General features: G+C 69.7%; 16 protein-coding genes. 14 read left to right on the top strand and 2 right to left on the bottom strand.

Features of this window, described 5'->3' with window-relative positions:
• Positions 1 to 178 precede the first annotated feature (178 nt).
• The 3 genes from QF037_RS05400 to QF037_RS05390 all read left to right on the top strand — a co-directional run bounded on the left by QF037_RS05400 (position 179) and on the right by QF037_RS05390 (position 2962).
• Positions 179 to 541 carry a bifunctional 3-phenylpropionate/cinnamic acid dioxygenase ferredoxin subunit gene (locus tag QF037_RS05400; RefSeq protein ID WP_307022349.1) on the top strand — a complete coding sequence of 121 codons (363 nt, stop codon included), beginning with the start codon at positions 179 to 181 and terminating at the stop codon, positions 539 to 541.
• A complete protein-coding gene (locus tag QF037_RS05395) occupies positions 538 to 1701 on the top strand; it encodes an NAD(P)/FAD-dependent oxidoreductase (RefSeq protein ID WP_307022347.1) in 1164 nt (387 codons plus the stop codon). Before QF037_RS05400 ends, QF037_RS05395 begins: the two co-directional genes overlap by 4 nt.
• A gap of 130 nt (positions 1702 to 1831) precedes the next feature.
• Positions 1832 to 2962 carry an aromatic ring-hydroxylating oxygenase subunit alpha gene (locus tag QF037_RS05390; RefSeq protein ID WP_307022346.1) on the top strand — a complete coding sequence of 377 codons (1131 nt, stop codon included), beginning with the start codon at positions 1832 to 1834 and terminating at the stop codon, positions 2960 to 2962.
• 1 nt (position 2963) lies between these two features.
• On the opposite strand, the gene QF037_RS05385 is transcribed toward QF037_RS05390, so the two are convergent.
• Positions 2964 to 3710 (bottom strand): IclR family transcriptional regulator, encoded by a 747-nt coding sequence (locus QF037_RS05385; protein WP_307036997.1) that lies wholly within the window; start codon positions 3708 to 3710, stop codon positions 2964 to 2966.
• A 200-nt stretch (positions 3711 to 3910) separates the two neighbouring features.
• On the opposite strand from QF037_RS05385, the gene betA reads away from it, so the two are divergent.
• Both betA and QF037_RS05375 read left to right on the top strand, forming a co-directional pair.
• Positions 3911 to 5581 carry a choline dehydrogenase gene (gene betA / locus QF037_RS05380; RefSeq protein ID WP_307022344.1) on the top strand — a complete coding sequence of 557 codons (1671 nt, stop codon included), beginning with the start codon at positions 3911 to 3913 and terminating at the stop codon, positions 5579 to 5581.
• Positions 5582 to 5584: 3 nt separating this feature from the next.
• The gene (locus QF037_RS05375; protein ID WP_307022342.1) at positions 5585 to 6421 is read left to right on the top strand and encodes a 5,10-methylenetetrahydrofolate reductase; all 837 of its coding nucleotides are present in this window, start codon (positions 5585 to 5587) and stop codon (positions 6419 to 6421) included.
• A gap of 60 nt (positions 6422 to 6481) precedes the next feature.
• Here the strand turns inward: QF037_RS05375 and purU are convergent, their stop codons facing one another.
• Positions 6482 to 7354, bottom strand: coding sequence for a formyltetrahydrofolate deformylase (gene purU, locus QF037_RS05370; protein WP_307022340.1), 873 nt, complete (start codon positions 7352 to 7354; stop codon positions 6482 to 6484).
• 218 nt (positions 7355 to 7572) lie between these two features.
• Here purU and QF037_RS05365 point away from each other — a divergent pair, with 218 nt between their 5' ends.
• From QF037_RS05365 to QF037_RS05325, 9 genes are all read left to right on the top strand, one after another.
• Positions 7573 to 9042 carry an aldehyde dehydrogenase family protein gene (locus QF037_RS05365; protein ID WP_307022339.1) on the top strand — a complete coding sequence of 490 codons (1470 nt, stop codon included), beginning with the start codon at positions 7573 to 7575 and terminating at the stop codon, positions 9040 to 9042.
• Positions 9043 to 9062: 20 nt separating this feature from the next.
• A complete protein-coding gene (locus QF037_RS05360) occupies positions 9063 to 10148 on the top strand; it encodes a quaternary amine ABC transporter ATP-binding protein (RefSeq protein WP_307022337.1) in 1086 nt (361 codons plus the stop codon).
• Complete coding sequence (locus QF037_RS05355; protein WP_307022335.1) at positions 10148 to 12148, top strand: ABC transporter permease; 2001 nt, start codon at positions 10148 to 10150, stop codon at positions 12146 to 12148. The genes QF037_RS05360 and QF037_RS05355 overlap by 1 nt, the downstream gene beginning before the upstream one ends.
• Before the next feature lie 13 nt (positions 12149 to 12161).
• Entirely contained in the window at positions 12162 to 13121 is a 960-nt protein-coding gene (locus QF037_RS05350) for an ABC transporter substrate-binding protein (protein WP_307022333.1), read from the top strand.
• Between the two features lie 225 nt (positions 13122 to 13346).
• Positions 13347 to 15785, top strand: coding sequence for a GcvT family protein (locus QF037_RS05345; RefSeq protein ID WP_307022331.1), 2439 nt, complete (start codon positions 13347 to 13349; stop codon positions 15783 to 15785).
• A 36-nt stretch (positions 15786 to 15821) separates the two neighbouring features.
• A complete protein-coding gene (locus QF037_RS05340; RefSeq protein WP_307022330.1) occupies positions 15822 to 16682 on the top strand; it encodes a bifunctional methylenetetrahydrofolate dehydrogenase/methenyltetrahydrofolate cyclohydrolase in 861 nt (286 codons plus the stop codon).
• A 31-nt stretch (positions 16683 to 16713) separates the two neighbouring features.
• Positions 16714 to 17946, top strand: coding sequence for a sarcosine oxidase subunit beta family protein (locus QF037_RS05335; RefSeq protein WP_266819105.1), 1233 nt, complete (start codon positions 16714 to 16716; stop codon positions 17944 to 17946).
• A 26-nt stretch (positions 17947 to 17972) separates the two neighbouring features.
• Positions 17973 to 21233 (top strand): sarcosine oxidase subunit alpha family protein, encoded by a 3261-nt coding sequence (locus QF037_RS05330; RefSeq protein WP_307022327.1) that lies wholly within the window; start codon positions 17973 to 17975, stop codon positions 21231 to 21233.
• Entirely contained in the window at positions 21226 to 21828 is a 603-nt protein-coding gene (locus tag QF037_RS05325; RefSeq protein WP_307022325.1) for a sarcosine oxidase subunit gamma, read from the top strand. Before QF037_RS05330 ends, QF037_RS05325 begins: the two co-directional genes overlap by 8 nt.
• The last annotated feature ends 5 nt before the right edge of the window (positions 21829 to 21833 follow it).

Raw genomic sequence — 21833 nt, 5'->3', positions numbered from 1 at the left:
CGCGGTTGTCGTGAGCCGATACGGCGGGCTGCTGTTGTTCTATGTGGACTTAGTTCTGTTGTGCGCAACAAACCGATCGGCTCACAGTGCTCTCTGAATGCCTTGACAAGGTTTCTGGCCGACCCCAGACTGATGTTGCGCTTACCGCAATCCGTTTCGCTATACGCACCGAGGTGTCATGATGATTCCCGCGTGCCGTCTCGCGGATCTCCCGCGAGGTGAGGCCCACCGGCTCGACACAGACCCGCCGGTCTCGGTGTTCCACACCGACGACGGCGAGCTCTACGCCATCGACGACACCTGCACCCACCAGGACGCCTCGCTCGCCGACGGCTGGCTGGAGGGCTGCGAGGTGGAATGCCCGCTGCACGCCTCGAAGTTCGACCTGAGGACCGGCGCGGTCGACGCCCCGCCGGCCAAGCTGCCGGTCCGGACGCACGAGGTCTTCGTCGAGGACGGCATGGTCTATGTCCGGGTGTCCACGGCGGCGCCCAACCTCCCGCCCTGCATATCCGCCCGGCTCGCCGGGGGTCCCGCGTGAGGACCGTCGCCGTGGTCGGCGCCTCGCTGGCCGGTCTGTCGGCGGCGCGCTCACTGCGCAAGCAGGGCTACGACGGACGGCTCGTCGTCATCGGGGACGAGCTCCACCGGCCCTACGACCGGCCCCCGCTCTCCAAGGAGTTCCTGGCCGGCACCCTCGGCGAGACCGAACTCTCCCTGGAGGCCGGTGACGAGGACCTGCGGGCGGAGTGGCTGCTCGGTACCCGCGCCGTCGGACTCGACCGTACGGACCGCGCGGTCCGGCTCGCCGACGGACGTGAGGTGCGCGCCGACGGCATCGTCATCGCGACCGGCGCCGCGGCCCGCACCCTCCCCGGCTCCGAGGGGCTGGCGGGAGTGCACACCCTGCGGACCCTGGACGACGCCCGCACCCTGCGGGACGAACTGGCCCGCGGTGGACGGCTGGTGGTGATCGGCGGCGGCTTCATCGGCGCCGAGGTCGCCTCCACGGCGTACGCGCTCGGTCTGCACGTGACCGTCGTCGAGGTGGCTCCGACGCCGCTGGCGGCGCCGCTCGGGGAGACCATGGGGGCCGTCGTCTCCGCCCTCCACGCCGACCACGGCGTACGGCTGCTGTGCGGCGTGGGGGTCAAAGGGCTGAGCGGGGAGAGCCGGGTCGACGCCGTCCTGCTCGAGGACGGCCGCAGCGTCCCGGCCGACATCGTCGTCGTCGGCGTGGGCGCACGTCCGTGCGTCGACTGGCTGGCGGGATCGGGCGTCGAACTCGACAACGGCGTCAAGTGCGGGGCCGACGGCCGCACCACGCTGGCCGGGGTGGTCGCGGTCGGTGACTGCGCCAACTGGTACGACCCGCGCGCGGGCTTCCACCGCCGTGTCGAGCACTGGACCGGCGCCCGGGAGCGGCCCGACGCCGCGATCGCCACCTTGCTGGCGGGCGGCGCGCTGGAACCGGGTGTGCCCCGGCCGCCGTATTTCTGGTCCGACCAGTACGGCGTGAAGATCCAGTTCGTCGGGCACGCGGCCGCCGCCGACAGCGTGACCATAGAGGCGGGCACCGCGGACGACCGTGACGTGCTGGCCGTCTACCGGCGCGCCGGAGATCCGGTCGCCGTACTCGGTATGAACCAGCCGCGGCTGTTCACGCGCTGGCGCAAGCAGCTCGCCGCCGCGGGCTCTTGACACCGCCTCTCAGGCATCCCATGCTGCGGTTGCATATGGCACGCAGCGTTGCTCCATACAGAACACCGTCCGGAGTCGCTCTTCCCGGCGCGTGAATGACCCCTCCCTGACGTTTCCCGAGGAGTGCCCTGTGACCTCGACCGGTCTGCCGGACAGCCTGATCGCCACCCTCCCCGGCTCCTCCTACACGGATCCGCAGATCTTCGCGCAGGAGCAGGAGCGCATATTCGAGACCATGTGGTTCTGCGTCGCGCGCGCCTCCGAACTGGCCAGGCCCGGCGCCTTCCGCACCGTCGACGTCGGCCGCGAGAGCATCCTCGTCACCCGGGCGCGTGACCACTCCGTCCGCGCCTACTTCAACGTCTGCCGGCACCGCGGCGCCAAGCTGTGCACGGAGGAGTCCGGCGAGGTCAAGCGGGCCTTCCAGTGCCCGTACCACGCCTGGACCTACGGCCTCGACGGCAAGCTCGTCGCGGCGCCCAACCTGACCAAGATGCCCGACGTCGGCCGCACCGAGTACGGCCTGGTGAGCGTGGCCGTGCGGGAATGGCTGGGCTATGTGTGGGTGTGCCTGGCGGAGAACCCGCCGTCCTTCGAGGAGGACGTCATCGGTGAGGTCGTCTCCCGCCTCGGCGACGTGGAGTCGATCGAGCGCTACGACATCGACAACCTGTCGGTCGGCAAGCGCATCGTCTATGACGTGAAGGCCAACTGGAAGCTCATCATCGAGAACTTCATGGAGTGCTACCACTGCGCGACCATCCACCCCGAACTCACCGAGGTGCTCCCGGAGTTCGCGGACGGCTACGCGGCGCAGTACTACGTGGGCCACGGCGCCGAGTTCGGTGAGGAGGTCCAGGGCTTCACCGTGGACGGCTCGGAGGGTCTGGACCGCATTCCGGGGGTGGCCGAGGACCAGGACCGGCGCTACTACGCGATCACCGTCAGGCCGCAGGTGTTCATCAACCTGGTCCCCGACCATGTGATCTTCCACCGGATGTATCCGGTGTCCGTCGACCGCACGATCGTCGAGTGCGACTGGCTCTACCTCCCGCACGTCATCGAGAGCGGCAAGGACGTCAGCCGGTCCGTGGAGCTCTTCGACCGGGTCAACCGGCAGGACTTCGACGCGTGCGAACGCACACAGCCCGGGATGAGCTCCCGGATGTACGCCAAGGGAGGCGTCCTGGTACCCAGTGAGCACCACATCGGTGCCTTCCACGACTGGGTGAACGAGCGTCTGGGCGCACCCCTAGGGTGACTCAGCCCAGGTAACCCATCCGGTGACTGATCTCCTCGGCGCCCTTGAGGAGCACCGGGGAGAGCTCGTGCAGACGCTCCTCGGTGAAGCGGTACGCGGGTCCGGAGGCGCTGAGTGCGGCGATGACCTCGCCGTCGCGGTTGCGGACCGGGGCGGCCATGGCGTGCAGGCCGATCTCCAGCTCCTCGAGGGTGAAGGCGTAGCCGCGCTCCCGGGCGTCGGCGAGGTTCTTCTCGAGCTTCGTCTTCGCGGTGATGGTCCGCGCGGTGACCTTCTTCATGCCGGTCTCGCTCAGCAGCGTCGCGCGCTCCTTGGCCGGCATGTGCGCCAGCAGGATCTTGCCGCTGGACGTGGCGTGCAGCGGGGTCAGTTGGCCGACCCAGTTGTGCGCGGTGACGGCCCCCGGACCGCGCACCTGGTACAGGTTGATCGCGTAGTGCTCCTGCATGACCGCGATGTTGACGGTCTCGCCGATCTCCTCCGCGAGACGCTCGCAGACCGGGCGGCCCTGCTGGGTGATGTCGATACGCCCGGTCACCGCGCCGGCCAGCCGCACGATGCCGAAGCCGAGACGGTACTTGCCCCGCTCGCCCGCCTGCTCCACCAGACCGCGCGCCTCCAGGGCGCCGAGCAGGCGGAACGCGGTGGACTTGTGGACGTCGATCTCGCCCGCCACCTCACTGACGCCCGCCTCGCCACGCTGAGCGAGGATCTCCAGGACGCTGATGGCGCGGTCCACGGACTGCACGCCGCCGACTTGTGAATTCGACGTTTCTGTGTCAGTGCTGTAGTTGCTCACAGTGAAACTATACGCGTAGTAAACAACACGACTGCAAGTAACGGTACTGAAACAAGGTCCCCGAAGTTGCGCCGTTCGCAACCTGGTGCGTATAGCGCTACGGCGCTAGCATGCCTCGCATATCTACGGCGCGAGCGAGACGAGGCACCATGGCTCCCCTGCAATACGACTTCGTCATCGTCGGCGGCGGATCGGCCGGCAGCGCACTGGCGAACAGGCTCTCCGCGGACCCGGCGAACCGGGTACTGGTACTGGAGGCCGGCCGGTCCGACTACCCGTGGGACGTCTTCATCCAGATGCCCGCGGCGCTGACGTATCCCATCGGCAGCCGGTTCTACGACTGGAAGTACGAGTCCGAGCCCGAGCCCCACATGGGCGGCCGCCGCGTCTACCACGCCCGCGGCAAGGTCCTGGGCGGCTCCAGCAGCATCAACGGCATGATCTTCCAGCGCGGCAACCCCCTGGACTACGAACGCTGGGCGGCCGACCCCGGCATGGAGTCCTGGGACTACGCGCACTGCCTGCCGTACTTCCGGCGGATGGAGAACTGTCTCGCCGCCGACCCGGACGACGAGTTCCGCGGCCACGACGGCCCCCTCGTCCTCGAACGCGGCCCCGCCACCAACCCGCTCTTCACCGCCTTCCAGAAGGCCACCGAGGAGGCCGGCTACGCCCCCACGGACGACGTCAACGGCTACCGGCAGGAAGGCTTCGCCAAGTTCGACCGCAACGTCCACCGCGGACGCCGGCTGTCGGCCTCCAAGGCGTACCTCAAGCCGGTGCGCAAGCGCCCCAACCTCACCGTCAAGACCCGCGCCCTGGTCACCCGCGTCCTCTTCGAGGGCAAGAAGGCCGTCGGCGTCGAGTACCAGCGCGGCAAGGGCGCCCCCCAGCAGGTCCGCGCCAGGGAAGTCATCCTGTGCGGCGGCGCCATCAACTCCCCGCAACTGCTCCAGCTCTCCGGCATCGGCAACGCCGAGGAGCTGCGCGCCCTCGGCATCGACGTCGTCCACGACCTCCCCGGTGTCGGCGAGAACATGCAGGACCACCTGGAGGTGTACATCCAGTACGCCTGCAAACAACCTGTCTCCATGCAGCCCTACCTGGCGAAGTGGCGCGCCCCCTTCATCGGCCTGCAGTGGCTCTTCCGCAAGGGCCCGGCCGCCACCAACCACTTCGAGGCCGGCGGCTTCGCCCGCAGCAACGACGACGTGGACTACCCCAATCTGATGTTCCACTTCCTGCCGATCGCGGTCCGCTACGACGGCTCCGTGCCCGCGGGCGGCCACGGCTACCAGGTGCACGTCGGACCCATGTACTCCGACGCCATCGGCTCGGTGAAGATCAAGAGCAAGGACCCGCGCGAACACCCGGCCCTGCGCTTCAACTACCTCTCCACCGAGCAGGACCGCCGCGAATGGGTCGAGGCGATCCGGGTGGCCCGCAAGCTGCTCAACCAGCCCGCGCTCGCCCCCTTCAACGACGGCGAGGTCTCTCCCGGGCCGTCGGTGGAGAGCGACGAGGAGATCCTCGCCTGGGTCGCCAAGGACGGCGAGACCGCGCTGCACCCGTCCTGCACCTGCAAGATGGGCACCGACGAGATGTCCGTCGTCGACCCCGCCAGCATGCGCGTGCACGGGGTGGAGGGCCTGCGGGTCGTCGACGCGTCGGTGATGCCGTACGTCACCAACGGCAACATCTACGCCCCCGTGATGATGGTCGCGGAGAAGGCCGCCGACCTGATCCTCGGCAAGGAACCGCTCGCGCCCTCGAAGGCCGTGTTCTACCGCCACCGCGACGCCCAGAAGCAGGCGGGATAGACGTTGGCCGCCACAGGGCTACGGGCGCTGCTGGACAGCGTCCGCTACGAGGTGCTGCCCGCCGGGGCGACCGAGGACAAGGTGCTCGCCCATGTGCCGCGCGACGTCGTCGTCACCGTGACGGCGTCGCCGGTCAAGGGCCTGGAACCGACCCTCGCCCTGACCGAGCGGCTCGCGGCGCACGGCCACCGGGTGGTCCCGCACGTGCCCGCGCGGCTGCTGCGCGACGAGGTCCATCTCAAAGAGGTGTCCGACCGGCTCCGTGAGTCCGGCGTCGACGACGTCTTCGTCCCCGCGGGGGACGCCGATCCGCCCGCCGGCGCCTACGAGGGCGCGCTGCCGGTGCTGCGCGCCCTGGGCGAGCTGGGCAGCCCGTTCGCACGGGTCGGCGTCACCGGCTATCCCGAGAGCCATCCCCTCATCCACGACGACATCACCATCCAGTCGATGTGGGACAAGCGCGAGCACGCCACGTACGTCGTGAGCAACCTCTGCTTCGATCCGCGGGTCCTGGGGGAGTGGATCGTCCGGCTGCGGCGCCGCGACGTCACCCTGCCGGTGCACGTGGGCGTCGCCGGGCCGGTGCAGCGGGCCAAGCTGCTGGCCATGGCGACGAAGATCGGAGTGGGGGAGTCGACACGCTTCCTGACGAAGCACCCTTCGTGGTTCGTGCGGTTCGCGGCACCCGGCGGATACGCGCCCGAACGGCTGCTGACCCGGGCCGAACAGGCCCTCACCGCGCCCTCGGCGGGTGTGGCCGGGCTGCACCTGTTCACGTTCAACCAGATCGCCGAGACGGAGCGGTGGCGTCGCGAGCTGCGCGACCGGCTGGACGGCTGACCGACTCGCATACGAAGGGGGCGGGGCCGTAATCCGGCCCCGCCCCTTTATCGGTGTCGCTCAGCGGAAGACCACCGTGCGGTTGTCGTCCACCATCACCCGGCTCTCGCTGTGCCACTTCACCGCGTGCGCGAGGACCTGTGCCTCCACGTCGCGTCCGACCGTGACCAGGTCGCCGGGGTCCAGTGAGTGGTCCACCCGGATCACGTCCTGCTCGATGATCTGGCCCTCGTCCAGGTCCGGGGTCACATAGTGCGCCGTCGCGCCGACCAGCTTCACTCCGCGCTGGTAGGCCTGGTCGTAGGGTCGGGCCCCCTTGAAACTGGGGAGGAAGGAGTGATGGATGTTGATGGCGCGGCCCTCGAGCTGCTTGCACAGGTCGTCGGAGAGGATCTGCATGTACCGGGCCAGCACGACCAGGTCGATGTCCAGGTCGCGCACCAGCTCCAGCAGGCGCGCCTCGGCCTGGTCCTTGGTGTCCCGGGTGACCGGGACGTGGTGGAAGGGGATGCCGTAGGTCTCCGCGAGCCCCTCGAAGTCCCGGTGATTGGAGACGATCGCGGGGATCTCGATGTTGAGGGAGCCGGTGCGCTTGCGGAACAGCAGGTCGTTGAGGCAGTGGCCGAACTTGGACACCATGATCAGCGTCCGGGTCGGGGTCGAGGCGTCGCTCAGCGTCCAGGTGATCCCGTAGGCCTGGGCGACCGGACCGAACCGGTAACGCAGATGTTCCAGATCGGCGTTCGGATCGGAAACGTCGAAGTGGACCCTCATGAAGAACCGGCCCTGAAGTCGGTTGTCGAACTGCTGGCTTTCCAGGATGTTTCCTGAGTTCCTGACGAGAAAGCCGCTCACGGCGTGGACCAGCCCGGCGCTGTCGGGACACGAGAGGGTGAGGACGTACTCACGGCCTGGTTGTGGGCGAGGGGACATGTGCGGCCTCCGTTGGTGCGTATTGCACAACAAGGTGAGCGATACGCAACATGGTCGGCTCGGTGCGGCCCGCGGTCAAGGGTGGTCGGGCAAGTGGTCTCAAGGTGAGAACGGCATCGGCGAACCCCTTGACGTCTGTCCGGACATTCGCCACTGTGTTCCACCACAAGCAATTGGGTGCATGATGCGCAACGAATTTCCGTTGAAAGGCTCGGCGCGTGGCAGACCTGTATGTGGCTGGCGAATGGCGGGATCCGGTGGCCGGCGGGCACCGGGAGATCCGATGTCCCGCTGACGGCTCGCTCGCGGCGACCGTCTCGGAAGGGACACGCCCCGACACCGAAGCGGCGATCGTCGCCGCCCGCCGCGCCTTCGACGAAGGCCCCTGGCCCGGCACCCCCGAACGCGAGCGCGGCGCGCTGCTGCTGCGTACCGCCGACATCCTCGAGCGCGACGCCAAGGAGTTCGCGCGCGCCGAGTCGCTGGACACCGGCAAGCGCCTGGTGGAGAGCGAGTACGACATCGCCGACGTCGTCTCCTGCTTCCGCTACTACGGCGGGCTCGGCGGCACCGACACCGGCCGCGCGATCGACACCGGCCGCGACGACGCCGTCAGTCGTGTCGTGTACGAGCCGGTCGGCGTGTGTGGTCTGATCACTCCGTGGAACTACCCTTTGCTGCAAGCCAGTTGGAAGGTCGCCCCGGCTCTGCTGGCCGGCAACACGATCGTCCTCAAGCCCAGCGAACTCACCCCCTCCACCTCGATCCTGCTGATGAAGGCGCTCGAGGAGGCCGGCATCCCGGCCGGCGCCGCCAATCTCGTCCTGGGCACCGGCCCCGAGGTGGGCGCACCGCTCTCCGAGCACCCGGCCGTCGACATGGTCTCCTTCACCGGAGGCCTGGAGACCGGCAAGCGCATCATGGCGACCGCCGCGGCGGGCGTGAAGAAGGTGGCGCTGGAACTCGGCGGCAAGAACCCCAACGTGGTCTTCGCCGACGCAGACTTCGAAACGGCCGTCGACTTCGCCCTCACGGCCGTCTTCCTGCACTCCGGGCAGGTCTGCTCGGCCGGCGCCCGGCTGATCGTCGAGGACTCCCTGCACGACGCCTTCGTCGACGAGGTCGTGCGCCGCGCCCGTCTGATCCGCCTCGGCGGGCCCTTCGACTCCCATGCGGAGACCGGTGCGCTGATCTCCGCGCAGCACCTGGAGAAGGTCGAGGCGTACGTCGCCGCGGGCCTCGCCGAGGGCGCCGTACTGCGCTGCGGCGGTGCGCGCCCCGACGACCCGGCCCTCGCGGACGGCCACTACTACCCGCCGACCGTGCTCGACGAGTGCCGGCAGGACATGCGGGTGGTGCACGAGGAGTCCTTCGGACCCGTGCTCACCGTGGAGCGGTTCACCGACGAGGACGACGCCGTACGCATCGCCAACGACACCGAGTACGGACTCGCCGGAGCCGTGTGGACACAGGACGCCGGCAAGGCCCAGCGGGTCGCCCGGCGGCTGCGGCACGGCACGGTGTGGATCAACGACTACCACCCCTATGTGCCGCAAGCGGAATGGGGTGGCTTCGGACACTCGGGCGTGGGCCGGGAACTGGGACCGACCGGCCTGAACGAGTACCGAGAGCCCAAGCACATCTGGCAGAACATCCAACCCCGTCCGCAGCGCTGGTTCAGCGGCTGAACGCCGAAAGAAGGTCGAACGTGACCACACAGACCGAGGTGCCACCGCGGCGCGGCACGCCCCAGGACTCGGGCTCCACCCCGGTCATATCCGTGCGCCGGCTGTGGAAGGTGTTCGGGCCGAAGGCGGACCAGGTGCCGGACTCCGAGGAGCTGCGCGGCCTGACCCGCCGCGAACTCATGGACCGCACCGGGTGCACCGCCGCCGTACGCGACGTCCACTTCGACGTCTCGCCCGGTGAGGTGTTCGTCGTCATGGGTCTGTCGGGCTCCGGCAAGTCCACGCTGGTGCGATGTCTCACCCGGCTGATCGAACCCACCGCCGGCGAGATCGTCTTCGAGGGCGAGGACATCCGCAAGGCCGACGACCGGCGGCTGCGCGATCTGCGGCGCCGCAAGTTCTCCATGGTCTTCCAGCACTTCGGTCTGCTGCCCCATCGTCGCGTCGTCGACAACGTGTCGTTCGGCCTGGAGATCCGCGGCATGAGCAGGGCCGAGCGGAACAAGCGGGCCCTGGAGGTCGTCGAGCTCGTCGGCCTCTCGGGCTACGAGAACTCCTACCCCGACCAGCTCTCCGGCGGTATGCAGCAACGCGTGGGCCTGGCCCGGGCGTTGGCGGGCGACCCCGACGTCCTCTTCTTCGACGAGCCGTTCTCCGCGCTCGACCCGCTGATCCGCCGTGACATGCAGAACGAGGTCATCCGGCTGCACCACGAGGTCGGCAAGACGATGGTGTTCATCACCCACGACCTCTCCGAGGCCCTCAAGCTGGGCGACCGCATCCTTATCATGCGCGACGGCAAGATGGTCCAGTGCGGCACCGGCGACGAACTCGTCGGCGCCCCCGCCGACGACTACGTGCGCGAGTTCGTGAAGGACGTACCGCGCGGCGATGTGCTCACCCTGCGGTGGATCATGCGCCCGCCGGCGGACGGCGACGAACTGGACGGACCCGAACTGGGTCCGGACGTCGTGGTCAAGGAGGCCACCCGGGCGGTGCTCGCGGCCGACAAGCCGGTCAAGGTCGTGGAGAACGGCAAGCTGCTCGGCATCGTCGGCGACGAGGAGATCCTCGCGGTGGTCGCCGGGCAGGAAGGCGGCGCGTAATGACCGTCGTCATGGAGAAACCGGAGAAGACCGGGGCCGCGGAGGAGCCGGCGCCCGTCAAACCCGTGCGCAGGGTCAGCCGGTCCATGGTGATCGCCGCGATCCTCGTCGTCTGGCTGGTGCTCTTCGCCGTACTGCGCGGCAAGCAGACCCTCACGCTGGCAGCGGCCGACCTGACCGATCTGCACCGGTGGTTCAACGACGTCAACGACTCCATCGGCGCGAACCGCAACTCCAACCCGCTCTTCCTGTACTTCTTCAACGAGATCCGCCTGGTCATCGGCAACGTGGTGACCTTCGTGCAGGAGCTGATCTCCCAGCCGACCGGCGACCGGCCCGTCCCGCAGATCGGCTGGCTCGGCGTCGTCGGCATCGTGGGCTTCGGCTCCTGGGCCGTCGGCAACTGGCGGGTCGCGCTCCTTGTGGTGGCCGGCTTCACCTTCCTGGGCCTGCAGGGCCTGTGGCAGGAGAGCATGGACACCCTGGCGCTCACCGTCTCCGCGGTCTTCGTGGCGCTGCTGTTCGCGATCCCGCTGGGCGTGTGGGCAGGGCTGTCCGACCGGTTCGACCGGATCGTCACGCCCTTCCTGGACCTCATGCAGACGATGCCGACCCTCGTCTACCTGGCCCCGCTGACCCTGTTCTTCCAGATCGGCCCGGCCTCGGCCACGATCGCCACGCTGATCTACGCGGCGCCGCCGACGATCCGCATCACCGCGCACGCCATCCGCTCCGTGCCGCACACCACGGTCGAGGCGGCCGACTCGCTCGGCGCCACCCGACGGCAGTCCCTGACGAAGGTGCTGTTGCCGATGTCCAAGCGGACCGTGGTGATGGGCGTGAACCAGACCATCATGGCCGCCCTGGCCATGGTGACCATCGCCGCCCTGATCGACGCGCCCGGCCTCGGCAAGACCGTCCTGCAGGCACTCCAGTCGCTGGATGTCGGGACCGCCTTCAACGCGGGCCTGGCCATCGTCGTCCTGGCGATCGTGCTGGACCGCGTCACCACCGCGGCGAGCACCCGCGCGGAGGCGGCGCGGCGCTCGAAGAACCGCTTCCTGGCCTGGCGGCGCCCGCTGCTGGGCGCGGGCGCGGCGGTCACGGCGGTCCTGATCTATCTCTCGCACACCTATCTGTGGGCGGCGGAGTTCCCCGGCGAGGGAGGCACGGGCCGGGCCATCCGCAGCGGCGCGGACACCGTGACCACCTGGGCGCAGGACAACCTGTCGGGTATGACCAACGCGTTCCGGGACGCCATCACCAACGGCCTGCTCAACCCGTTCCAGTCGCTGCTCACCGACTCCCCGTGGTGGCTCGTCGGAGCCGCCCTGATCGGGATCGGCGTCGTCCTCGGCGGATGGCGGGCCGGCATCACCACGGCGGTGTGTGTAGGGCTGCTCGTCGGCACCGGGGTGTGGTCGGACAGCATGACGACCCTCGCGTCGACCGCCGTGGCCACGGTGCTCGTGATGCTCCTCGGCATCTGCTTCGGCGTCTGGATGGGACGCAGTGCCCTGGCGGACCGGCTGCTGCGGCCCACGCTGGACGCGGCACAGGTCATGCCGCCGTTCGTCTATCTCGTCCCGTTCCTCGCCCTGTTCGGCGCGACCCGCTTCACCGCGATCGTCGCGGCCGTCGTCTACGCCGCCCCCGTCGCCATGAAGATCATCGCGGACGGCGTGCGGAACGTGCCCGCCACCACCGTGGAGGCGGCCACCTCCGCCGGGTGCAACACCTGGCAGATCATCACCAAGGTCCAGCTGCCGATGGCACGCAGCGCCCTGACCCTCGCGACCAACCAGGGCCTGATCTACGTGCTGTCGATGGTCGTGGTGGGCGGCCTGGTGGGCGCGGGCGCCCTCGGCTACGACGTCGTGGCCGGATTCTCACAGCAACAGCTGTACGGGAAGGGGCTCGCCGCGGGGCTCGCCATCGTCCTTCTCGGTGTCATGTTCGACCGGATCACTCAGGCAGCGGCTCGCCGCACCTCCGCATAAGGAGCACCACACCATGGCAAGACATTGGCGGGCCGGCGCGGCCGGCGTGGCGATACTCGGCCTCACCCTCACGGCCTGCGGCGGCGCGAAGGTCGGCGACGACTCCGCGGCGGCCGGTGAGTCGGGCAAGTGCGGCACCTTCAACCTCGCGGTCAACCCGTGGGTGGGCTACGAGGCGGACGCGGCCGTCGTCGCCTACGTCGCGCAGAACGACCTCGGCTGCAAGGTCAACTCGAAGGACCTGAAGGAAGAGATCGCCTGGCAGGGCTTCGGGACCGGTGAGGTCGACACCGTCCTGGAGAACTGGGGCCACCCCGACCTGAAGAAGAAGTACATCACCGACCAGAAGACCGCCGTGGAGGCCGGCTCGACCGGCAACAAGGGCATCATCGGCTGGTACGTGCCGCCGTGGCTGGCCAAGGCGCACCCCGACATCCTCGACTCCAAGAACCTCAACAAGTACGCGTCGAAGTTCAAGACCTCCGAGTCGGGTGGCAAGGGCCAGCTCCTCGACGGCGACCCGTCGTACGTCACCAACGACGAGGCCCTGGTGAAGAACCTGAAGCTGGACTTCAAGGTGGTGTACGCGGGCAGCGAGACCGCGCTCATCCAGGCCTTCCGCAATGCGGAGAAGAACAAGGAATGGGTGATCGGCTACTTCTACGAGCCGCAGTGGTTCCTGTCCGAGGTGCCGCTGAAGAAGGTCGAACTGCCCGCGTACAAGGACGGCTGCGACGCCGACGCGGAGAAGGTCGCCTGCGACTACCCCGTATACGACCTGGACAAGATCGTCAGTGCGAAGTTCGCCAAGTCCGGCAGCCCCGCCTATGACCTGGTGAAGAACTTCAACTGGACCAACGACGACCAGAACGTCGTGGCGAAGTACATCGCGGTCGACAAGATGACCCCCGAGGCGGCCGCCAAGAAGTGGGTCGAGGCCAACCGCGACAAGGTGGACGCCTGGCTCAAGTAGCCCCGGCGGACCAGGAGTCGAAGACCGGTCGGACATGCCCGGTGGACGGTGCGCACCCCGCGCGCACCGTCCACCGGGCATTGCCGTGTCACGCCCTGTTTTCCGAGGTCCCGGCCCCCTTGACACCCACCTGCACGGAAGGCACATTGAGTTGCGCAACCTGAGTCACGTTGCGCAGACAGCAACTCGATCGGCTCGGCTGGTCAACAATCCGGAGGTGCGGCGATGGCGGGACCCCGAGTGGTCATCATCGGAGCGGGCGTCGTGGGAGCGGCCCTCGCGGACGAGATCTCCGCGCGCGGCTGGACCGAGGTGACCGTGGTCGACCAGGGCCCGCTGCCCGCCACCGGCGGTTCCTCCTCGCACGCCCCGGGGCTGGTCTTCCAGACGAACTCCTCCAAGACCATGACCGAGCTGGCCCGCTACACCGTCGAGAAGTTCTGCTCCCTCGACGTGGACGGCAAGACCTGCTTCCTCCAGGTCGGCGGCCTGGAGGTGGCGACCACCCCCGAGCGCCTGGTGGAACTGCGGCGCCGGCACGGCTGGATCACCGCCTGGGGCGTCGAGAGCAGGCTGCTGAGCGCCGACGAGTGCGTCGAGCAGCACCCCCTGGTCAACCGGGACAAGGTCCTCGGCGGTCTGCTGGTCCCGACGGACGGCCTCGCCAAGGCCGTCCTCGCCGTCGAGGCGCAGATCCGCCGGGCCACCGAACGCGGCGTACGCTTCCTGGCCCGCCACGAGGTCCTCGACGTCCGGCAGAGCGAGGGCCGCGTCACCGGCGTCCTCACCGACCAGGGCGAGATCCCCGCCGACATCGTCGTGTGCTGCGCCGGCATCTGGGGCCCGAAGATCGCCCGCATGGCCGGCATGAACCTCCCGCTGACCCCGCTCGCCCACCAGCTCGCCTGGACCGGCCCGGTACCGGCGCTCGCCGGCCAGACCGAGGAGGCGGTCCGCCCGATCCTGCGCCACCAGGACGCCGACCTCTACTACCGCGACCGCTTCGACGCCATCGGTATCGGCTACTACGGCCACCGCCCGATGCCCATCACGGCCGACGACATCCTCTCCGTCGACGAGGCCGACGACATGCCGTCCGTCCTGAAGTTCACCGAGGAGGACTTCGAGCCGGCCTGGACCGAGACCCAGTCCTTGCTCCCCGTGACGAAGGACGCCAAGGTCGAGGAGGGCATCAACGGCCTCTTCTCCTTCACCACCGACAACTTCCCGCTGCTCGGCGAGTCCCAGGACGTCAAGGGCTTCTGGGTCGCCGAGGCGGTCTGGGTCACCCACTCCGCGGGCGTCGGCCGGGCGATGGCCGAATGGCTGGTGGACGGCCACTGCTCGTCCTTCGACCTGCACGAGTGCGACGTCAACCGCTTCGAGCCGCACCAGCTCGCCCCGGAGTACGTCCTGGCCCGCGACTGCCAGAACTTCGTCGAGGTCTACGACATCCTCCACCCCCTCCAGCCCTCCGGCCACCCGCGCCCGATCCGCAAGAGCCCCTTCTACGCCCGCCAGGAGGAGCACGGCGCCTTCTTCCTGGAGGCGAACGGCTGGGAGCGCCCCCAGTGGTACGAGGCCAACGCGGGCCTGGTCGAGGGCCGTTCCATCCCCACGCCCAACGACTGGGCCGCGCGGTACTGGTCGCCCATCGTCGGCGCCGAAGCCCAGGTGACCCGCGAGACCGTCGCGATGTACGACATGACGGCCCTCAAGCGCCTGGAGGTCGCCGGACCCGGTGCCGCGGACTTCCTGGAGCGGCTGGTCACCGGCAAGGTCGCCAAGTCGGTCGGCTCGGTGACGTACACCCTGGTGCTGGACCACGACGGCGGCATCCGCAGCGACATCACCGTTGCCCGCCTCGCCCGCGACCTCTTCCAGGTCGGCGCCAACGGCAACCTCGACCTCGACTGGCTCACCCGCCGCCTCCCCGCCGACGGCACCGTCCAGGTCCGCGACATCACCCCCGGCACCTGCTGCATCGGCCTGTGGGGCCCACTGGCCCGCAAGGTCCTCCAGCCCTTGACGGACGAGGACTTCAGCAACGACGGCCTGAAGTACTTCCGCGCCAAGCGCGCCTACATCGGCAGCGTCCCGGTCACCGCGATGCGCCTGTCCTACGTCGGCGAACTCGGCTGGGAGCTCTACACCACCGCAGACCAGGGCCAGAAACTCTGGGACACCCTCTGGCAGGCCGCCAGGCCCCTCGGCGGGATCATCGCGGGCCGCGGCGCCTTCAACAGCCTCCGCCTGGAGAAGGGCTACCGCTCCTTCGGCACCGACATGACCTACGAGCACGACGCCTACGAGGCCGGCGTCGGCTTCGCCGTCAAGCCCGACAAGGGCGACTTCATCGGCAAGGAGGCCCTGGAGCGCCGCAAGGAGAACGTGCGGCGCAAGCTGACCTGCCTCACCGTCGACGACCCGCAGGCGGTCGTCCTCGGCAAGGAGCCGGTGTACGACGGGGACCGCGCGGTCGGCTACGTCACCAGCGCCTCCTACGGCTACACGATCGGCAAGGGCATCGCCTACGCCTGGCTGCCCGCCGAACTCGCCGCCCCGGGCACCACCGTGCACATCGGCTACTTCGACCAGCGCGTCGAGGCCGTCGTCGCCGAGGAGCCCCTGTTCGACCCCACCATGTCCCGCCTCCGTGGCTGACCTGCCGCGTCGGCTTCGACAGAAGGAGCACAGCCGGTGACTGCACAGCTGCTCGACGGCAAAGCCACGGCCGCCGACATCCGTCGCGAACTCGCCGAGCGCGTCGCCAAGTTGACCGCAGGCGGCGAGCGCCCGCCGGGCCTCGGCACCGTCCTGGTCGGCGACGACCCGGGCAGCCACGCCTACGTCGCCGGCAAGCACCGCGACTGCGCGCAGGTCGGTATCGCCTCCTTCCGCCGCGAACTGCCCGCCGACGCCACCCAGAAGCAGGTCGAGGACGTCATCGACGAACTCAACGCCGACCCGGCCTGCACCGGCTACATCGTCCAACTCCCGCTCCCCAAGCACCTGGACGCCAACGCCGTACTGGAACGCATGGACCCGGCCAAGGACGCCGACGGCCTGCACCCCGTCAACCTCGGCCGACTCGTCCTGGGCGTGTCAGCCCCGCTGCCCTGCACCCCACGCGGCATCGTCGAACTCCTGCGCCGTTACGACGTACCGCTGGCCGGAGCCCGGGTGTGCGTGATCGGCCGGGGCATCACGGTCGGCCGCCCGATCGGCCTGCTGCTCACCCGCCGCTCCGAGAACGCCACCGTGACCCTGTGCCACACCGGAACCAAGGGCCTGGCCTGGCACGTACGCGAGGCGGACATCGTCATCGCGGCGGCCGGCTCACCCGGGCTGATCACCAAGGACATGCTGCGCCCCGGCGCGGCGGTCCTGGACGTCGGCATCACCCGCACCGACAGCGGTCTGGTCGGCGACATCCACCCGGACGCGGCGGAGATCGCCGGATGGGTCGCACCCATGCCCGGCGGGGTCGGCCCCATGACGAGGGCGATGCTGCTGGCCAACGTCGTCGAGGCCGCCGAGAGGAACGCGAACACCGTATGAACCTGTCCCTTCCCGAGGACGGAGCCGTCCGATGAGCCCCCGCACCCCCGGCGCCGAACTCCCGGAGCACCCGGACTTCCTCTGGCGCAACCCCGAACCCAAGCGCTCCTACGACGTGATCGTCGTCGGCGGTGGCGGCCACGGCCTGGCCACCGCCCACTACCTGGCGAAGAACCACGGCATCACCAACGTCGCCGTGCTGGAGAAGGGCTGGCTGGCGGGCGGCAACATGGCCCGCAACACCACGATCATCCGCTCCAACTACCTGTGGGACGAGAGCGCCGGCATCTACGAGCACGCGCTCAAGCTGTGGGAGGGCCTGGCGGAGGAGCTGGACTACCCGATCCTCTTCTCCCAGCGCGGTGTGCTGAACCTCGCCCACAGCCTCCAGGACGTCCGCGACAGCGTGCGCCGAGTGGAGGCGAACCGCCTGAACGGCGTGGACGCGGAATGGCTCGACGCGGACGGCGTCAAGGAAGTCTGCCCGATCGTCAACATCTCCCCGGACGTGCGCTATCCGGTCCTGGGCGCCACCTACCAGCCCCGGGCGGGCATCGCCAAGCACGACCACGTGGCCTGGGGCCTGGCCCGCTCGGCGGACGCGGCAGGGATCGACATCATCCAGAACTGTGAGGTGACCGGCCTGGACGTGGTCGGCGGCCGGGTCGTCGGGGTCCAGACCAACCTGGGCCCGATCGCCGCGGGCAAGGTCGCCCTCTGCTCGGCGGGCCACACCTCGGTCCTCGCGGCGATGGCCGGCATCGAACTCCCGGTCCAGAGCCACCCGTTGCAGGCCCTGGTGTCGGAACTGCTGGAACCCGTCCACCCCACGGTGGTCATGTCCAACGCGGTCCACGTCTACGTCAGCCAGGCCCACAAGGGCGAGCTGGTGATGGGCGCGGGCATCGACGCGTACAACTCCTACACGCAGCGCGGCGCGTTCCACATCATCGAGGAACAGATGGCGGCCGCCCTGGAACTCTTCCCGGTCTTCGCCCGCGCCCACGTCCTGCGCACCTGGGGCGGCATCGTCGACGTCAGCCCCGACGCCTCACCCATCATCGGCCTCAGCCCGGTCGACAACCTCTACCTCAACTGCGGCTGGGGCACGGGCGGTTTCAAGGCCACCCCGGGTGTCGGCTGGGTCTATGCCCACACGATCGCCCACGACACACCGCATCCGTTGAACGCCCCCTTCTCGCTCGACCGTTTCACCACCGGCGCGCTCGTCGACGAGCACGGCGCGGCCGCGGTGGCCCACTAGGACCACTGGATACTGGGAGCCGATCCATGCTGCTCATCCCCTGCCCGTGGTGCGGGCCCCGCGACGAGGCCGAGTTCCACTACGGCGGCCAGGCCCACGTCCCGTACCCCGAGACCCCGTCGACCCTCACCGACGAGGAGTGGGCCCGCTACCTCTTCTTCCGCGACAACACCAAGGGCCCCTTCGCCGAACGCTGGAGCCACGCGGCGGGCTGCCGCAAGTGGTTCAACGCGATACGGGACACGTCGACGAACGAGATCCTGACGGTGTACAGGTCGGGAGAGGAACGCCCGGCGCCTGTTGAGCCCCGCCCAGTGCAGTCAGCCCGTCCGGCGCTTGAGGACGAGGCCCCTTCAGGGCCGACGGGGTCCAGGGGCGGAGCCCCTGGCGGGGTCGAAGGGGCGGAGCCCCTGGGGATGGTGGGGGTCCCCCCTCTGGGGGAGGGTAAGGGCGGCGGGGGCGAAGAAAGCCAACCGTTCCGTCACCCCACCCGCGGCCGAATCCACCGAGACACCCCCCTCACCTTCACCTTCGACGGCACCGAATACCAGGGCTACAAGGGCGACACCCTCGCCTCCGCCCTCCTCGCCAACGGCGTCATCCAGGCCGGCACCAGCATCAAGCTCGGCCGCCCCCGAGGCATCTTCTCGGCCGGCGTGGAAGAACCCAACGCGGTCATCCAGATCGAGGCTCCCTTCCCCGAGCCGATGCTCCCCGCCACCACCGTCGAGCTCTACGACGGCCTCGTCGCGACCAGCCTCCCCGGCCAGGGCCGCCTCGCCACGGACCCGGACCCCGCCCGCTACGACGCCGTGCACGCCCACTGCGACCTCCTGGTCGTCGGCGCCGGCCCGGCCGGCCTCGCGGCAGCCGCCGCGGCGGCGAGGAGCGGCGCCCGTGTCATCCTCGCCGACGACCAGCCGGAGCCGGGCGGCAGCCTCCTGGGCAGCGGCGAACACCTCGACTGGGTCTCAGAGGCCGCCGAACTCCTCGACGCCGCACCCGAGGTCCGCGTCCTGCGCCGTACCACCGTCTTCGGCTACTACGACGACAACCACCTCCTCGCCGTGGAACGCCGCACCAACCACCTCGGCGCGGCAGCCCCCGACAATGTCTCCCGCGAACGCGTCTGGCGCATCCGCGCCCGCCGCGTCGTCCTCGCCACCGGCGCCCACGAACGCTCACTGGCCTTCGCGGACAACGACCGCCCCGGAGTGATGCTGGCCTCTGCGGCCCGCACCCACGTCAACCGCCACGGGGCCCTCCCCGGCCGCCGCGCGGTCGTCTTCACCACCAACGACAGCGCCTACGCGGCCGCGTTGGACCTGAAGGCGGCGGGCGTGGACATCACCGCCGTCGTCGACACCCGCCCCGAACCGGGGGAGTGGGCGCAGCGCGCCCGCCAGGCCGGCATCGAGGTGCTGACCGGCCACGCGGTCACCGGCACGGAGGGCGCCCCCCGCCTGACCGCGGTGACCGTCGCCCCGTACGGGGACTCCGCGGGACAGCGCCAGTTCGCCGCCGACCTGCTGCTGGTCTCCGGCGGTTGGAACCCGGTCGCGCACCTGTACAGCCAGGCAGGCGGAAGACTCCGCTACGACGAGACGCTCGGCTCCTTCGTGCCCGACACCTGCCGGCAGGCGGTCGAGGTCGTGGGCAGCGCGAACGGCGTCCTGGCCACGGCCGAGGTCCTGGCCCACGGCAGCGCCGCCGGTGCTCGGGCGATCGAGTCCGAGGGCTACACCCCGCAGGCACCCCGCCTCCCGGCGGTGGCCGCACAGCCGCGACCGACGCCCCCGATGCACGTGTACGTCGTCCCCGGCACCTCCGGCCCCCACCGCTTCGTGGACCTCCAACGCGACGTCACCGTCGACGACCTGGCCCGGGCGGCCGGCGCCGGAATGCGTTCGGTCGAGCACACCAAGCGCTACACCACCGCCGGCACCGCCAACGACCAGGGCAAGACGTCCGGCGTCCTGGCCAGCGGTGTGGTCTCCGAACTTCTCGGCGTGGACGTCTCGGCACTCGGCACGACCACGTTCCGGCCGCCGTACACACCGGTCTCCTTCGCGGCGCTCGCCGGCCGCGACCGTGGTGTCCTGAGCGACCCGGTCCGCACCACCGCCATCCACGAGTGGCACGTCGACCACGGCGCCCTGTTCGAGAACGTCGGCCAGTGGAAGCGCCCTTGGTACTACCCGCGCAGCGGCGAGGACATGGAGACCGCCGTGCTGCGCGAGTGCGCCGCCACCCGGGAGAGCGTCGGCTTCATGGACGCCTCCACCCTCGGCAAGATCGACGTCCAGGGCCCGGACGCCGGTCTCTTCCTCGACCTGCTCTACACCAACATGATCAGCACCCTGAAGGTCGGCATGATCCGCTACGGCGTCATGTGCCGCCCGGACGGCATGGTCTTCGACGACGGCACCGTCATCCGACTGGCCCAGGACCGCTTCCTGGTCACCACCACGACCGGTAACGCCGCCGCCGTACTGGACTGGATGGAGGAGTGGCTGCAGACCGAGTGGCCCGAACTGAAGGTCCACTGCACGTCCGTGACCGAGCAGTGGGCCACCGTCGCCCTGGTCGGCCCCCGCTCCCGCGACGTCCTCGGCTCACTCGCGCCCGAACTCGCCGTCGGCAACGACGACTTCCCGTTCATGGCGTGGCGCGGGACGACCGTCGCGGGCATCGACGCCAGGGTCTGCCGGATCAGCTTCTCCGGCGAACTGGCCTACGAGATCAACGTGTCACCGTGGCAGGCCCGCGCCCTGTGGGAGGCGCTGTACGAGGCCGGCGCGCCGTACGGCATCACCCCGTACGGCACCGAGACCATGCATGTCCTGCGCGCCGAGAAGGGCTACCCCATCATCGGCCAGGACACCGACGGCACGGTCACCCCGCAGGATCTGGGCATGAGTTGGGCCGTGTCGAAGAAGAAGCCCGACTTCATCGGCAAGCGTTCCTTCGCCCGCGCCGACACCGTCCGCGCCGACCGCAAGCACCTGGTCGGCCTCCTCCCCGAGGACCCCGGGACCTTCCTCCCGGAAGGCACCCACCTGGTCGCCGACCGTGTCCTTCCGGCACCGCCCGTCCCGATGCTCGGCCACGTCACCTCCAGCTACCGCAGCGCGGCGCTGGGCCGGACCTTCGCGCTCGCCCTGATCAAGGGCGGCCGCGAGCGCATCGGTGAGCGGCTCTACGCCCCCGTGGGCGACCGGCTGGTCCCGGTGACCGTCGCAAGCCCCGTCCTCTACGACCCCGAGGGAGCCCGCCGCGATGGCTGACACCGCACTGACCGCCCCGCCCCGCAGCCCCCTGGCACAGGCCGCGGGCCGACTGGCCGCCGCCACCCGCACCTCCGGGGGTGCGGTCCGCCTGGCTGAACTCCCCTTCCTCGCCCAGCTCAATGTGCGCCTGGACGCCAAGGGAACGGCGGCGGAAGCCGTCGGGCTCGCGCTGGACCTGCAACTGCCCCTCCAGCCGAACACCGTTGTCCGGGCCGGGGAGTTGACTGTGCTGTGGCTCGGCCCGGACGAATGGCTGCTGGTGGGCCCGCCCGGAAGCGAGGGGGAGCTGGAGAGCCGGATCCGCACGGCCGCGGGAGACGAACACGTCTCCGTCACCGACGTCTCCGCACAGCGCACCACGCTGCTCGTGGCGGGCCCCCGTGCCCACGATCTGCTGGCGCACGGCTGCGCACTGGACCTGCATCCGCGGAGTTTCGGCTCCGGACGCTGCGCCCAGACCACCCTGGGCCGTACGCAGGTCATCGTGGTCGCCCGGGCCGATTCCAGGGCCGGTTTCTGGGTCCTGGTGCGGTCGTCCTTCGCCGGTTATCTGACCGACTGGCTGCTGGACGCGGCGACGGAGTACGTCTGAGCGAA

Source organism: Streptomyces canus (assembly GCF_030815415.1).
Taxonomy (GTDB): Bacteria; Actinomycetota; Actinomycetes; order Streptomycetales; family Streptomycetaceae; genus Streptomyces; species Streptomyces canus_F.
This window is presented reverse-complemented; position numbering and strand designations above follow the sequence as displayed.

What these genes read in the sequence shown, in the direction of transcription:
- QF037_RS05400 (WP_307022349.1), top strand. Translation starts at nt 179, where the DNA reads ATGATGATTCCCGCGTGCCGTCTCGCGGATCTCCCGCGAGGTGAGGCC.
- betA (WP_307022344.1), top strand. Translation starts at nt 3,911, where the DNA reads ATGGCTCCCCTGCAATACGACTTCGTCATCGTCGGCGGCGGATCGGCC.
- purU (WP_307022340.1), bottom strand. Translation starts at nt 7,354, where the DNA reads ATGTCCCCTCGCCCACAACCAGGCCGTGAGTACGTCCTCACCCTCTCG.
- QF037_RS05355 (WP_307022335.1), top strand. Translation starts at nt 10,148, where the DNA reads ATGACCGTCGTCATGGAGAAACCGGAGAAGACCGGGGCCGCGGAGGAG.
- QF037_RS05350 (WP_307022333.1), top strand. Translation starts at nt 12,162, where the DNA reads ATGGCAAGACATTGGCGGGCCGGCGCGGCCGGCGTGGCGATACTCGGC.
- QF037_RS05345 (WP_307022331.1), top strand. Translation starts at nt 13,347, where the DNA reads ATGGCGGGACCCCGAGTGGTCATCATCGGAGCGGGCGTCGTGGGAGCG.
- QF037_RS05335 (WP_266819105.1), top strand. Translation starts at nt 16,714, where the DNA reads ATGAGCCCCCGCACCCCCGGCGCCGAACTCCCGGAGCACCCGGACTTC.
- QF037_RS05330 (WP_307022327.1), top strand. Translation starts at nt 17,973, where the DNA reads ATGCTGCTCATCCCCTGCCCGTGGTGCGGGCCCCGCGACGAGGCCGAG.
- QF037_RS05325 (WP_307022325.1), top strand. Translation starts at nt 21,226, where the DNA reads ATGGCTGACACCGCACTGACCGCCCCGCCCCGCAGCCCCCTGGCACAG.